General features: G+C 61.7%; 11 protein-coding genes. 1 reads left to right on the top strand and 10 read right to left on the bottom strand.

The genetic code is table 11. The features are described from left to right. Nucleotides 1–348: 348 nt before the first annotated feature. Nucleotides 349–1,047, bottom strand: a complete 699-nt coding sequence (locus tag AC07UC_RS10735) for a DUF2441 domain-containing protein (RefSeq protein WP_494905589.1) — start codon at nucleotides 1,045–1,047, stop codon at nucleotides 349–351. Nucleotides 1,048–1,265: 218 nt separating this feature from the next. Next, entirely contained in the window at nucleotides 1,266–2,819 is a 1,554-nt protein-coding gene (locus AC07UC_RS10730; RefSeq protein WP_494905587.1) for a cation:proton antiporter, read from the bottom strand. Nucleotides 2,820–2,942: 123 nt separating this feature from the next. Here AC07UC_RS10730 and AC07UC_RS10725 point away from each other — a divergent pair, with 123 nt between their 5' ends. Beyond that, entirely contained in the window at nucleotides 2,943–3,569 is a 627-nt protein-coding gene (locus AC07UC_RS10725) for a glutathione S-transferase family protein (protein WP_494905586.1), read from the top strand. Between the two features lie 20 nt (nucleotides 3,570–3,589). Here AC07UC_RS10725 and AC07UC_RS10720 read toward each other — a convergent pair whose 3' ends face one another. The 8 genes from AC07UC_RS10720 to AC07UC_RS10685 form a co-directional block, all read right to left on the bottom strand. Further along, nucleotides 3,590–4,654: an ABC transporter ATP-binding protein gene (locus AC07UC_RS10720; RefSeq protein ID WP_140771910.1), complete on the bottom strand. Its 1,065-nt coding sequence runs from the start codon at nucleotides 4,652–4,654 to the stop codon at nucleotides 3,590–3,592. 16 nt (nucleotides 4,655–4,670) lie between these two features. Continuing rightward, nucleotides 4,671–5,462 (bottom strand): ABC transporter permease, encoded by a 792-nt coding sequence (locus AC07UC_RS10715; protein ID WP_140771912.1) that lies wholly within the window; start codon nucleotides 5,460–5,462, stop codon nucleotides 4,671–4,673. Beyond that, entirely contained in the window at nucleotides 5,459–6,376 is a 918-nt protein-coding gene (locus tag AC07UC_RS10710) for an ABC transporter permease (protein ID WP_140771913.1), read from the bottom strand. Before AC07UC_RS10710 ends, AC07UC_RS10715 begins: the two co-directional genes overlap by 4 nt. Nucleotides 6,377–6,440: 64 nt before the next feature. Next, complete coding sequence (locus AC07UC_RS10705; protein ID WP_140771915.1) at nucleotides 6,441–7,547, bottom strand: ABC transporter substrate-binding protein; 1,107 nt, start codon at nucleotides 7,545–7,547, stop codon at nucleotides 6,441–6,443. A 242-nt stretch (nucleotides 7,548–7,789) separates the two neighbouring features. After that, nucleotides 7,790–8,962: an iron-containing alcohol dehydrogenase gene (locus AC07UC_RS10700; protein ID WP_494905585.1), complete on the bottom strand. Its 1,173-nt coding sequence runs from the start codon at nucleotides 8,960–8,962 to the stop codon at nucleotides 7,790–7,792. An 18-nt stretch (nucleotides 8,963–8,980) separates the two neighbouring features. Further along, nucleotides 8,981–10,369, bottom strand: a complete 1,389-nt coding sequence (locus tag AC07UC_RS10695; RefSeq protein WP_494905583.1) for an aldehyde dehydrogenase family protein — start codon at nucleotides 10,367–10,369, stop codon at nucleotides 8,981–8,983. Between the two features lie 178 nt (nucleotides 10,370–10,547). Continuing rightward, complete coding sequence (locus AC07UC_RS10690; RefSeq protein ID WP_056577936.1) at nucleotides 10,548–11,918, bottom strand: glutamine synthetase family protein; 1,371 nt, start codon at nucleotides 11,916–11,918, stop codon at nucleotides 10,548–10,550. An 87-nt stretch (nucleotides 11,919–12,005) separates the two neighbouring features. Then, a complete protein-coding gene (locus AC07UC_RS10685) occupies nucleotides 12,006–13,565 on the bottom strand; it encodes an amino acid permease (RefSeq protein ID WP_140771919.1) in 1,560 nt (519 codons plus the stop codon). Nucleotides 13,566–13,569 lie beyond the last annotated feature (4 nt).

Raw genomic sequence — 13,569 nt, 5'->3', positions numbered from 1 at the left:
TGCTTATCCGGCTCACTTTCGGTGATGGCAGTAGCGGTTCGGTGGATTGGTTGCAATGTGCAGGAGAATGGAAGCGGCTTGTGCCAGAAGCCTCCCCTGCGCCTGCTGTGCGAGATCATGCACCGATACCTTTGCAGGTCGTTGTCCCCCACGCGCCGAAAAACGGTGCGTGGAATCCTTTTCCGTAACTTCGGTCAGACATGGCTCCCGTAACTGGCCAGACTGAGGTAGTTAAGCTCGATACTCACAACGAAATTGAAGCCAATTGCACGGTTGGGAACAGGCAGCCTCAACACATCCGGGAATGTCTTGTCACCTAAGAGTCTGGCACCGAATAGGGGATTTGTGTCACCGATAATCAGCGAGATAAGCCATTTCTACTGATGGCCGGACAAAACCATACGGGCCAAAATCAGGTGTCACGAAGGCTCCGCGAGCAATAAGTGGCTGAATTGCTTTCCAATTTATCGGATGACCACTATCCCTTAGCTTGACTATTTCTTTCTGAAACTTCGGATTACCAGAGTCTCGCATGTCTATAAGATACTGAAGAGACACTTCCTGAGGGGTTGCTTCGAGGTATGCCGCTACGTTTCCCAGGTTAGAGCCGATCCATGCTGCAAGTCGGGCTGTCTCTAACAGCACCATCGCCTCAGGAAACCCGGCACTTACAACGTCGAAAGCTCTGTTGCGGAGATTTGTTCCCAAAAGAAGGAGTCTGCCCTCAACCAGAACCTCCCAGATCGGCTCGTGTCTAGGGTGAGGCTTACCGGACCAATATCTCTCCATCCAGTTCTGTTCATCAGGGAAGCTAATCCAGTTGGCATCGTGCTGAATGCCCGATGTGGTTGCTTCTGCAAGACTGAGCTCAGTCAGATTTTCGGCGGTAAACGATCCGCCCCATGAACTTGCTAGTTCGGCGCTTCGACGATCAACAAAGACATACATGCCTCGTAGCCTAGAGACGGCCTGGGGGAATCGAGCGGCGCGGACACGCTCCAAGGCAAACTCTCGCGACGCGCGCTCGCGGGAGTTCGCGGCCAACATCGTGGCCATCCATACGGATAGAAAGCCCGGTTCGGCAGGCGCCTGCACGAGCACGCCACGGTATGCGGCCCAGGCGCAAACTGGATTCTCCAAATTGAGGTAACATCACGAGTCGGTCTGATAGATCATCATCGGCACCTTGACTTAGGCGAGCTATGCCGCCCGCCACAGAGAATTGCTGGTAGCCATTGCATCAAGCGTCACAACCTTTCTGAGGCCTAATCCGTCGTCAGCGGCTGGAACCGGCCCGCCGGTGAGGCCGCCAGTTCCGCCCAGTCGATCTCTTCCTCCAGCCGATGATAGGCCTCGTCGCCGATCGTGCCGTTGCGGCGCAACTCCTCCAGCGTGTCGCGCTGGCGATTGATGGCATAGAGGCGCAACCGGTCATATTCGGTTGCCGCTTGTGCGTCCTCCGGGTTTTCCGCGATAACACGCTGGGCCTCATACTGCTCGCGCACGACAGCCGCCGCGGCTGACGTCTTGCGGCTCAACACGTCGAGTGCGGCCTGCATGACGGCGACGCGCGCTTGCGCCACCTCATTGTCGACCGTTCTGTCCGGGTCGAAGTTGAGTATCCGCAGCAAGGGCTTCAGCGTCATCCCCTGCAACACCAGCGTGCCCAGGACCACGGCGAAGGCGGCAAGCACGATCGGATCGCGGCCGGGAAAGCCGGCCGGCAGGGCAATGGCCACCACCAGCGTCACAAGCCCGCGCATGCCGCACCAGCCGACAAGCACCGCGCCGCGAAACGTCGGCGCGTCCCGCCTCCGGTCTTCGCCGCCGAAGCGGGCGAACCACCGGATGATGGCAACGTAACTCGCAACCCAGGCGAGGCGTGCCACGATGACGACAACCAGCACCGTCGCGGCAAAGAGAAAGGCTTCGCCCTGCCCTTCGCCGGAGAGCCGGCCGACGATCGAACGCGCCTGCAGGCCCATCAGCACGAAAGCCAGCACGTTGAGCACGAACACCGCCGACTCCCAGACCGAATAGGTGCTGACGCGGCGTCTCGCCGACATGCGGCGCGGCGCCCGGCGCGCGATGGTGATGGCGTAGACGACGATGGTGATGATGGCGGAAAGACCGAGCCTGTCGGCCAGGATCCAAACGCCGAATGTTCCGGCAAACTGCACCACGGTGCTACTCGCCGCATCCTCGATGCGGGTGAGCGTCAGCAGCGAGAAGCGACCAAGCACATACCCCGCGACCAGACTGCCGATGGTCGACAGCAAGATCGTCGGAATGGCATTGCTCAGCATGATCGAGCCGAGCGCCGCCGAAACGGCCAGCCGGTAGATCAGGAGGGCCGTGGCATCGTTAAGCAGGCTCTCGCCCTGCAGGATGGCGGTGATGCGGTGCGGCACCTTGAATTGCCCCAGTACGGCGGATGCCGCCACCGCGTCCGGCGGCGCGACGATGGCGCCGAGCGCGATCGCCGCCGCTATTGGCAGGCCGGCCATCTTCCAGCCCACGAAGGCAACGACGACAGTGGTGAAGACAACGGCGCCAAGTGCCAGCAGCACCAGCGACAGCCTGTAGCGCTTCAGGTCGCGCAGCGAGGTGTCATAGGCGGCATCGAGAAGCACCGGCGCGATGAACAGCGCAAGCGCCAGCTCCGGATCGATCTCGATCATCGGCGCACCGGGCACGAAGGCGATCGCAACCCCGGCCAAGGCCAGCAGCGACGGATAGGGTATCTCCAGCCGCCGCGACAGCGCTGTCAGCGCGACGGCAGTCAAAAGCAGGACAAGCGTCAGTTCGAAAAGAGCCATGAGCGGTGCTTCCGTGAGACGGGATTGCCGGCGCGGATATGCCTGCAGGATGCGGTGGATTGGCCATCAAACTCAAGCCCTCTGGCAGTAGGCGTCAAACCACCTCCCGCTTAAAAGACCGGTATGATCCTCATCGGCCAATATGACTCGCCTTTCGTGCGCCGTGTCGGCATCGCGCTGACCCTGTATGGCATCTCCTTCGAACACCGTCCGTGGTCGGCCTTCGGCGATGCCGAGAAGATCCGTCCCTACAATCCGCTGACGCGGGTGCCGACCCTGGTGCTGGACAATGGCGAGGTGCTGATCGAAAGCCATTTGATGCTCGACTATCTCGACAGCCTTGTTCCGGCCGATCGCAGGATGTTTCCGGTGAGCGAGCCCATGCGTCATCAGGCGCTGAAGGTCTCAGCCCTGGCCACCGGGCTCGGCGACAAGGCGGTCAGCCTGTTCTACGAGAAGCGGCTGCACGAGAAGATTTCCCATGTCTGGGTCGGGCGCTGCCGCATGCAGATAGAGGCGGTGCTCGCCGTGCTGGAGGCCGAACGGGCCGAACGTCCGACAGCGTATTGGTTCGGCGACCATATCGGTCATGCCGATATCGCGGTCGCCGCGGTGCTGCGTTTTATCGGCGAGGCGCATCCAGGCCTGGTGTCGCTGGCCGATTTCCCGGCCCTCGGCGCACACGCCAAGCGTATGGAAGCCTTGGCCGTCTTTCAGGAGATATCGCAGCCGTTCATCGCGCCGGCTTGAGGTCAGCGCTCAACGGCATTTCAATGAAGGACCAGCATATCCCCCGACGAGAACGAAATCTCGGCCTTCTCGCCGACAGCGGGCGGCGGGGTGGCGGAGTTGTTAAAGGTGTCGAGCGACACCGTGTTGCCGCCGATGCCGACGCGAACGCGGATCACCGAGCCGAGGAAGTGCACTTCGGAAATCTCTCCGGTCAAGCTGGAGTCTCGACCGGGCTGGCGGCCGAGCGAGATCGCTTCCGGCCGCAGCGCCAGCGACAGCGTGTCGCCCGACTTCGAGCCGTTGAGCTTGCCCTTGAGAGAGACTTCCTGCGTGTTGACCTGCACCTTGCCGGACGCGGCATCGGTGACCTTGCCCTCGAGCACGTTCAGCGTGCCGACGAAATTCGCCACGAACTTGGTTGCCGGCCGGTTGTAGATCTCGAATGGGGTGGCGACCTGCTCGGCCTTGCCGCCATACATGACGGCGATGCGGTCGGAGATCGACAGCGCCTCTTCCTGGTCATGGGTGACGAAGATGGTGGTGATGCCGAGCTTCTTCTGGATGGAGCGTATTTCCTCGCGCAGCGACACGCGCACCTTGGCGTCCAGCGCCGACAGCGGCTCGTCGAGCAGCAGCAGCTTCGGTTTCGGCGCGATCGCGCGCGCCAGCGCGATGCGCTGCTGCTGGCCGCCTGAGAGCTGGTAGGGATAGCGGTCGGCCATCTGCGGCAGCTTGATCATGTCGAGCATCTCGGCGACGCGCTTGTCGGCATCTGCCTTCGACATGCCGGCGACCTTCAGTCCGAAAGCGATGTTCTGTGCCACGGTCAGGTTCGGGAACAGCGCGTAGGCCTGGAACACCATGCCGACATTGCGCTGGTTGGGCTTCAGCCGCGTAATGTCCTTGCCGGCAACGACGATCTTGCCGGCCGACGGCTCCTCGAAGCCGGCGACCATGCGCAGCACCGTCGTCTTGCCGCAGCCGGACGGTCCGAGGAACGAGACGAATTCGCCCGGCTCGACGTCGAGGCTGAAATCCTGGACCACGGTGTTGGAACCGTAGGACTTTCGCACATGCTGGATGGACAGAAATGGCTCGGCCATGGCTTTTTCTCTCAGGTCAGTTCGGTCGGTTCGCCGATTTCGGCGCGAAGCGGGACAGGATCTGGATGAGCGACATGCAGCCCCAGGTAATGGCGAAAGCGATGATGGCAAGGGCCGCGGGCTCATAAGCACGGTTGGCGCCGATATTCTGCAGGTAAGGACCAAAGGCCGGGCGGTTGAGCAGGCTCGCCATGGTGAACTCGCCAATGACGATGGCAAAGGTGAGGAAGGCGCCCGACAGCACGGCAATCAGGACATTGGGCAGGATGACACGGCCAATGATCGTGCCCCAGCCGGCACCCAGGATCTGAGCCGCTTCCGTCAAGGTGCGCACATCGATGGTGCGAAGGCCGGTGTCGACGGCACGATACATGTAAGGCAGCGACAGCGTTGCATAACCGATGACCAGCAGGGCGTTCGCACCCATATTGCTTCCCAGGAACGGCAGCGGCGAATTCGAACCGTACATCCTGATATAGCCGAAAACGATGACGATGGCTGGAATGACCAGCGGCAGCAAGGTGATGAATTCGACGATCGGCCTGAGCTGCGGCAGACGCAGCCTTATCCAATAGGCAGCCGGCACCACGATCAGCACGCCGAGTATGATGGTGAAGATGGCCGCGATCACCGAATACAGGAAGGTCGACTGGAAGCGCGCGTCGCCGAGCACGATCCGATAGGCGTCGAAGGAATGAACGCCGCGGCGCATGCGCAACGAGAACTCGACCGTCGCCATCAGCGGTATGAAGAAATAAGCCGCGCCGACAACGAAGATGACCCAGGCCCAGAACTTACCCGACTTCATTTCAGCCACCTTTCGGAGCGAGTCCGGAACCAGATGTAGAAGACGTTGGCCAAGCCCGTGATGACGATCATGCCGAAGGCGATGGCGTAGCCAAGCTGCGGATTGTGCAGCACGTCACCATTGATCTGCGAATAGAGCTTGATGGGAACGATGTTGAGCGCCGGGCCGGCAAACGCGTAAGCCGTGGCGATGGCGCCGAACGCATTGGCGAACAAGAGGATGACGGTGCCGAGAAAACTCGGCCATATCACCGGGATGACCACCATGCGCCAATACTGCGACTGCGTGGCGCCAAGCGTGGCCGCCGCCTCGCCCCATTCCTTCTTCAATCCGTCGATGGCCGGCACGATGATGACCACCATCAGCGGGATCTGGAAGAACAGATAGACCGCGATCAGGCCCGATGTGGTGAGGAAATTGAAGCCCATCGCATAGATGTTGATATTGAGGACGTCACGCAAAAGCGTGGTGACGATGCCGACGCGGCCAAGCGTTGCCAGAAACGCGAACGCCAGCGGCAAGCCCGCGAAATTCGACGCGACGCCCGAAAAAGTCAGTGTCGCGGAGCGCGTCCAGCTTGGCAGCCCGCCACGCACGATCGCGATGGCTATTGCGAGGCCGGCAAAGGCGCCGATGATGGCCGACCAGAAACTGATCTTGATCGAAACCCAATAGGAGGCGCTGATCGACGGGTCGGTGACCAGCTGCAGGATGTTGTCCAGGGTGAACGAGCCGTCACCGCGTTGAAACGCGCCCAGCACGAGATAAAGCGTGGGCAGGATCAGGAACATCAGGGCAAAGATGAAGAACGGCGCCACGCCGATCCATTGCGTCGGCAGGCGGAAGGCGGTCGCCTCGTTCGGCGGCGCGGGTTTGGTGGCAAGTGCCTGATTTGAAAGCGTAAGATCGGTCATGCGCCGGCTACCGTCTTCGAGGGAAAGCCGGGCGGCCTCGCGGCCGCCCGGTGGATTTCAAGTCTTACTTGACGTTGGCGCCGACAACGGCGTCCCAGTTCTTGCTGATCGCTTCCTTGGCCTTGCCCTGCTCGTCGAGCGTCGGGAACGCGGCCGAGGCATAGGATTCCGCCGGCGGCAGCTTGGCCAGCACGTCCGCGGGGATCTTGCCGTTCTTGGCGAGATCGTTGAAGCGGATCGGGTGGCAATAGCCCTTCAGCCAGCCGATCTGGCCTTCGTCGGAATAGAGGTATTCCATCCACAGCTTGGCTGCGTTCGGATGCGGCGCAAAGGCGCTGATCGCCTGCACGTAGACACCGGCGACCACGCCGGTCTTCGGCACGATGACGTCGACGGGCGGGTTGCCCTTCAGCGTATCGCGGCCGGCGAGCGCATTGTAGTCCCAGTTGATCAGGATCGGGGTCTGGCCCTGGGCGAGCGTTGCCGGCTTGCCGACGACCGGAACGAAATTGCCGGCGGCGTTGAGCTTCTTGAAGAAGTCGAGGCCAGCGGTGCCGGCGGCTTCACCAGCAGCCGCGCCACCGGAAAGGCCAGCAGCGTAGACGGCCTGGATGGCCTGGTTGGAAGCGCGCGGATCACCGGCAAGCGCCACCGAATTGGCGAATTCCGGCTTCAGGAGATCGGCCCAGTCCTTGGGCGATTCCTTGACCAGGTCCTTGTTCACCATGAACGAGAGAACGCCGTAATAGTCACCGTACCAGGCGCCATCTGCATCCTTGGCGCTATCCGGGATCGAGTCCCAGGTCGACACCTTGTAAGGCAGCAGCAGGCCATCGGCCTTGGCGGTCGGGCCGAAGGACAGGCCAACGTCGATGACGTCGGGTGCCTGCGGGCCCTTGTTGTCCTTGTTGGCCTTGATTGCCTCGACCTCGTCGCCGGAGCCGGCATCGGGGTTGAGCTCGTTGATGGTGATTTCCGGATACTTCGCCTTGAAGCCGGCGATGACGTCGCCGTAGCCGCACCAGTCGTGCGGCAGCGCGATGGTGGTGAGCTGGCCCTCGGCCTTCGCGGCCTTGACGAGATCGTCCAGCGAAGCCGCGGACGAAATCACCGACGACACCATGAGGGTCGCGGCCGAAAGGGAAAGCACCTTCCCCGTGAATTTGAACATGTGTTCTCTCCGTTGAACTGACGCTGTTGAACGCCTGCGATGCGGTATCGTTTTCATGTGACAGCCAGATGAAAGCTTTGTGAAACCCTTGGCCGGCAGCAGAAAAAGTTAACTCTTTTTAACCGACTGTAGCAATTAGCCGTCACTTATTTTTCCGGCTAATCACCTTGTGCCTTGCATTTCATCCTTCCCCCTTGGTTTGCCCTGATTTTCCAGATCAATTTTCTGGCAGTCACACGCCGTCAGATCGTGCCGGCGATGGCGTTTTCCAGCAGCGTCAGCGCCGCCTTCTTTGTCAGCTTGACCGGGTTGCCGCCGGCCGTCGGATCGACCACCGCCATGTCCGCGATCAGCGCCTTGCGCTTCTTGTCCATGTCGAGGCCCTTGATCAGGCCCGGCAGCGCGTGCGGCACCTTCAACTCCTTGCGCAGCTTGATGATGGCCTTGGCAAAGCCATCGAAGCCTCCCTTGATGCCGCAATAGGCGGCGAGCCGGGCAATACGCTCCTCGATCGAGTCGCGATTGAAGGCCAGCACATAGGGTATGAACACGGCATTGGTCATGCCGTGATGGGTATCGTAGAGCGCGCCGACCGGATGCGACAGCGAGTGGATGGCGCCCAGCCCCTTCTGGAAGGCGGTGGCGCCCATGGCGGCCGCACTCATCATATGGGCGCGCGCGACGAGGTCCTTGCCGTTGGCGAAGGCCTTCGGCAGGTTCTCGAACACCAGGCGAATGCCTTCCACCGCGATGCCGTCGGCCATCGGATGGTAGCCCGGCGCACAATAGGCTTCGAGGCAGTGGGCAAGCGCATCCATGCCGGTGCCGGCGGTGATGAAGCCAGGCATCCCAACCGACAGCTCCGGATCGGCGATCACGATCGCAGGCAGCAGCTTCGGATGGAAGATGACCTTCTTGGTGTGCGTCTCCTCATTGGTGATGACGCCGGCGCGGCCGACTTCCGATCCGGTGCCAGCCGTGGTCGGAACCGCTATGATCGGAGCGATGGTGTCGGAGTTGGCGCGCGTCCACCAGTCGCCGACATCCTCGAAATCCCATACCGGCCGCGTCTGGCCAGCCTGGAAGGCGATCAGCTTGCCGAGATCGAGCGCCGAACCGCCGCCGAAGGCGATGACGCCGTCATGCTTGCCCTTTTTGAACACGGCAATGCCGGCGGTGAGGTTGGACTCGACCGGGTTCGGCCTCACCTCCGAGAACACGCCGTAGGGCACCTTGGCATCGTCGAGAATCTTCAGCGTCGAGGCGACGACCGGCAGTTTCGCCAGGCCGGGATCGGTGACGAAGAGCGGCCGCTTGATGCCGGTGGCCGCCAACACCTCCGGCAATTCCTTGATGCGCCCGGCGCCGAAGCGGACGGTGGTGGGGTAGTTCCATTTGGAGATCAGCTTGGACATTGCTTGTCTTTCGAAAAATCAGATGGCTTCGCGCAGGTGGAAGGATTTCGGCCGGGTCAGATTGTCGTAGCCGATGGCTGACAGTGCCGCACCCTTGCCGGTGTCCTTGACACCGGTCCAGACCAGGGCCGGATCGAGATAGTCGCAGCGGTTCATGAACACAGTGCCGGTCTCGACCCGGTTGCCGATCGCCACCGCATGCTCGGTATCCCTGGTCCAGATCGAGGCCGTCAGCCCATAGGGGCTGTCGTTCATCAGCGCGATCGCTTCCTCGTCATTGCGCACCTTCATGATACCGACGATCGGGCCAAAGCTCTCCTCGCGCATGACGCTCATCTGGTGGTCGACTTGCGTCAGCACCTCCGGCGCCAGATAGGGCGAGCCTGCCTTGTCGTTAGCCACCTTCATGTTGATGTGCGCCTTGGCGCCCTTGCGCAGTGCCTCGGCCTTCTGCTCGCGGATCAGGTCGGCAAAGCGCGCCTGCGCCATCGGCCCCATCGTGGTGGCCTGCTCCAGCGGATTGCCGACGACATAGTTCTTGGTCTCGGCGATGAAGCCCTCGACGAACTCGTCATAGACCTTCTCGTGCACATAGACGCGCTCGATGCCGCAGCAGCACTGGCCGGAATTGTAGAAGGCGCCGTCGACCAGGTTGGCGACAGCGTGATCCAGCTTGGCGTCGGGCAGCACATAGGCCGGATCCTTGCCGCCAAGCTCAAGGCCGAGCGTCATGAAGGTGCCCGCCGCCGCCTTTTCAATGGCGCGGCCGCCGCCGACCGAACCGGTGAAATTGACATGGTCGATCTTGCCCGAGCCGAGCAGCTTCTCGGTCTGGACATGGTTGAGCACGATGTTCTGGAACACGCCCTTGGGCAGGCCGGCCTTGTCGAAGGCTTGGCTGAAGCGCTCGCCGACCAGCAGCGTCTGCGCCGCATGCTTGAGGATGACGGCGTTGCCGGCCATCAGCGCCGGCACGATCGTGTTGACGGCGGTCAGATAGGGATAGTTCCACGGCGCGATCACCATGACCACACCGAGCGGATCCTTCTTCACATAGCGCCGAAAGCCATCCTTCGGGTTGGATGCCGGCACGGATTTCAGCGCCGCCTCGGCGATCTCGACCATGTAATTGGTGCGTTCCTTGACGCCGCCGAACTCGCCGCCATAGCGCACCGGACGCCCCATCTGCCAGGCGATCTCGGGCACGATCTCATCGGTCATCGCCACCAGCGCTTCGAGCATCGCCAGCATATACTTGCCGCGCTCGACGATCGGCGTCTCGGCCCATTTCTCCTGCGCCGCCTTGGCGCGCTCGACAGCGGCATTGATCGCCTGGTCCGTTGCCACGGGCCGCTCGGCATAGATCGAGCCGTCTATGGGGGTAATGAGTTTGACCGTTTCGGTCATTTTTTAAGTCCTCGCACTTTTACAACAATCGAAAATCACATGGCTTGGCGCTAACCCCATCCGCCTGCCGGCACCTTCTCCCGCAGTGGCGAGGAAGGGAAGCGCTCCAACGCTGGCGCACCCTTTCCCATTCTCGCCGGGAAAGAGTGAGGGGCAGCGCCGGGCGTTGGCTGCTAACCTAGTACCGCTCGAACCCTCTGTGCAGTTCCCAATCCGTAATGCGGCGGTCGTATTCGAACTGCTCCCATTTTGCCGTGTGGACATAATGCTCGAGCACGTCCTCGCCGAGCGCCTGCTTCAGCATCTTCGACTTGGCCAGCGTCTCGGTGGCGTCGCGCAACGTCTTCGGGATCTCCGGCAAGCGAGATGCCTGATAGGCATCGCCGACGAAAGGCTTCTGCAACTCCAGCTTCTCATCGATGCCGGCAAGGCCGGCGGCGATCAGCGCCGCGAAGGCGAGGTAGGGGTTCAGGTCGGCGCCGCCGATGCGGCACTCCATGCGGATGCCCTTGGTGCCCTCGCCGCACAGGCGGAAGCCGGCGGTGCGGTTGTCCTCGCTCCACATGATCTTGGTCGGCGCGAAGGTGCCGGCCTGGAACCGCTTGTACGAGTTGATGTAGGGCGCCAGGAACCAGGTGAATTCCTTGGCATATTTCAGTTGTCCGGCCGCCCATTGCTGGCCGAGCGTCGACAGCGTCCAGTCGGCCTTCTTGTCGAAGAACAGCGGCGTCTTGCCGTCAGCGCTCCACAGCGAATTGTGGATGTGGCTGGAATTGCCGGCGAGCCCGTAATTGTATTTGGACATGAACGAGATCGCCTTGCCTTCGGACTCGGCGATCTCCTTGGCGCCGTTCTTCAGGATGACGTGCCGGTCGGCCATGTCGAGCGCTTCGGCGTAGCGCACATTGATCTCTTCCTGGCCCGGGCCCCATTCGCCCTTGGAGTTCTCGATCGGGATACCGGCCGCTTCCATCTCGTTGCGAAGCCGGCGCATGACACCTTCTTCCTTGGTGGTGATGCCGATCTGGTAGTCACCGATATAGGGCGAAGCGGTATCGAGGCCCTGCCAGTGCTTCTTGCGAGCGGAATCGTAGGTCTCGTTGAACAGATAGAATTCGAGCTCGGAAGCGAAGTAGCCGATATAGCCGCGCTCCTGCAGCCGCTTGACCTGCTTCTTCAGGATCGCGCGCGGCGAATGCGGCAGGTCGTCATGGGTGTGGTGGTCAAGTACGTCACAGATCACCAGCGCGGTTTTTTCCAGCCACGGGATGCGCCGCAGCGTGGCAAGGTCCGGCTTCATGACGAAATCGCCATAGCCCTTCGACCAGCTCGCCGCCTTGTAGCCGGGCACCGGCTCCATATCGATGTCGGCGGCCAGGAGATAGTTGCAGCCATGCGTTTCGTCATGCGCGGAATCGACGAAGTACTGCGCCAGGAACCGTTTTCCCGCCAACCGGCCCTGCATGTCGACGATGCAGGCCAGCACCGTGTCGATCTCGCCGCTGGAGACCGCTTTCTTCAACTGATCGAACGAGAAATTTCCGGCCATTCCTTTGGCGCTCCAGTGCTTGGTCGTTGAAAGGGATAAACGAAACCATGGCCGGCACGATGCCGGCCATGGCCTTGATGGTCGAGATCAGTGACCGCCGGTTTCGCCGACCGCCTGTTCCGCCGCCTTGATCGCTGCCTGGCGCGCCGCGATGATGTCGCCGAGCGGCGGCCCCTGGAAGCGGTTGCGTTCGAAGGCGAACCACACGATCGCCGTCAGAATGAAGAAGCCGACGGTGATGTAGAGCGCCCAGTCGTTCGGCGGCTGGATGCCGATGATGAAGATCAGGATCATCGATACGATCGACAGGAAGGCGAACAGCATGAACACGCCGCGCCCCATGTTCCACGGCCCCATCTTGTCCCACTTCGGCGTGCCCCAGGCCAGCATGCCGAGCACGATCGGCACGGTGAAGGACAGGAACAGGAAGATGACGGTGCAGGACACGACGATGGTGTAGGCCGAGGTGCCGGCGACCGAAACCAGCGTCGAGCCCCAGACGAACAGCACCGACAGGATCGATGCCGTCCAGATCGCCGCCACCGGCGTGCGGTAGGTCGGGCTGACCTTGGCGAGTGTCGCCGAGCCGGGCAGGCCGCCGTCACGCGAGAAGGCGAAGATCATGCGCGACGCCGAAGTGACGGTGGCGAGACCGCACAGAAGCTGCGCGATGAACACGACGAGATAGACGAACTCCTTGAGGCCGGAGGGAACGCGTTGGTCGAAGGCCCAGAAGAACACGTTCCAGCCCTGCTTGGCGGCATCGTCCATGTTCGGGATCATCAGCACGAAAGCGGCGAGGAACAGATAGCCGAAGAGGGCCGACCAGACGACCGACATAACCATGGCGCGCGGCACGGAAGAGGCCGCCTTGATGGTTTCTTCCGATGTATGCGCCGAAGCATCATACCCGGTGATCGTGTAGATCGGCAGCAACAGGCCGAGCGCGAACACCCAGGCATTCGACACCGACGGCCAGACACCGCCGCCTGCATCACCGGAGTAGTTGTGGAAGGTGAAGAGACGGCTGACATCCCAATGCTCGGCGAAAATCAGGCAGACCACCGCGATCAGAATCGCGCCGAAGAAAATCAGATAACCGGAGAAGTCGGTCAGCTTCGCCGTCAGCTTGATACCGAGATGGTTGATCAGCGCCTGGAGGCCGGTGATGACGACCAGGAATATCATCTGGTTGGTCAGCGAGCCGTCAATTCCCAGCGCCGGCCCGAAAGCGCCGATGAAGAACGTCCAGGTGCCGACATTGATGGCGCCGAGAACGGTGATCAGGCCGAGCAGGTTAAGCCAGGCCGTGACCCAGCCGGTGCCGCGATTGCCTAGGATCGAACCCCAGTGATAGAGCCCGCCGGCGGTCGGATAGGCCGAGCTGATCTGCGACATGGCAACCGCGAAGGTCAGCGACACGAAGCAGCCGACCAGCCAGCCGATGCCGATGCCGATGCCGCCGGCACCAGAGGTGCCTTGCGCCAGCGAATTGATGCCGCCCGACAGGATGCAGATGATCGAGAAGGAAACCGCGAAATTCGAAAAGCGGCTGAGCCGCCGCTCCAGTTCCTGGGCATAGCCCATGCTGTGGAGGTGCTTTACGTCCTCCGCCTTGTCAACGTCTGTATAACCCGGTGCTGCCATTGGA

The sequence above is a fragment of the Mesorhizobium sp. GW821-FHT04C10 genome (assembly GCF_059420305.1).
The sequence above is the reverse complement of the archived record's forward strand: the minus strand, read 5'-3'. Positions and strand labels throughout refer to the sequence as shown.

Coding starts and splice junctions, on each gene's coding strand:
- AC07UC_RS10735 (WP_494905589.1), bottom strand. CDS start 1,047: ATGTTGGCCGCGAACTCCCGCGAGCGCGCGTCGCGAGAGTTTGCCTTG.
- AC07UC_RS10730 (WP_494905587.1), bottom strand. CDS start 2,819: ATGGCTCTTTTCGAACTGACGCTTGTCCTGCTTTTGACTGCCGTCGCG.
- AC07UC_RS10725 (WP_494905586.1), top strand. CDS start 2,943: ATGATCCTCATCGGCCAATATGACTCGCCTTTCGTGCGCCGTGTCGGC.
- AC07UC_RS10720 (WP_140771910.1), bottom strand. CDS start 4,654: ATGGCCGAGCCATTTCTGTCCATCCAGCATGTGCGAAAGTCCTACGGT.
- AC07UC_RS10715 (WP_140771912.1), bottom strand. CDS start 5,462: ATGAAGTCGGGTAAGTTCTGGGCCTGGGTCATCTTCGTTGTCGGCGCG.
- AC07UC_RS10710 (WP_140771913.1), bottom strand. CDS start 6,376: ATGACCGATCTTACGCTTTCAAATCAGGCACTTGCCACCAAACCCGCG.
- AC07UC_RS10705 (WP_140771915.1), bottom strand. CDS start 7,547: ATGTTCAAATTCACGGGGAAGGTGCTTTCCCTTTCGGCCGCGACCCTC.
- AC07UC_RS10700 (WP_494905585.1), bottom strand. CDS start 8,962: ATGTCCAAGCTGATCTCCAAATGGAACTACCCCACCACCGTCCGCTTC.
- AC07UC_RS10695 (WP_494905583.1), bottom strand. CDS start 10,369: ATGACCGAAACGGTCAAACTCATTACCCCCATAGACGGCTCGATCTAT.
- AC07UC_RS10690 (WP_056577936.1), bottom strand. CDS start 11,918: ATGGCCGGAAATTTCTCGTTCGATCAGTTGAAGAAAGCGGTCTCCAGC.
- AC07UC_RS10685 (WP_140771919.1), bottom strand. CDS start 13,565: ATGGCAGCACCGGGTTATACAGACGTTGACAAGGCGGAGGACGTAAAG.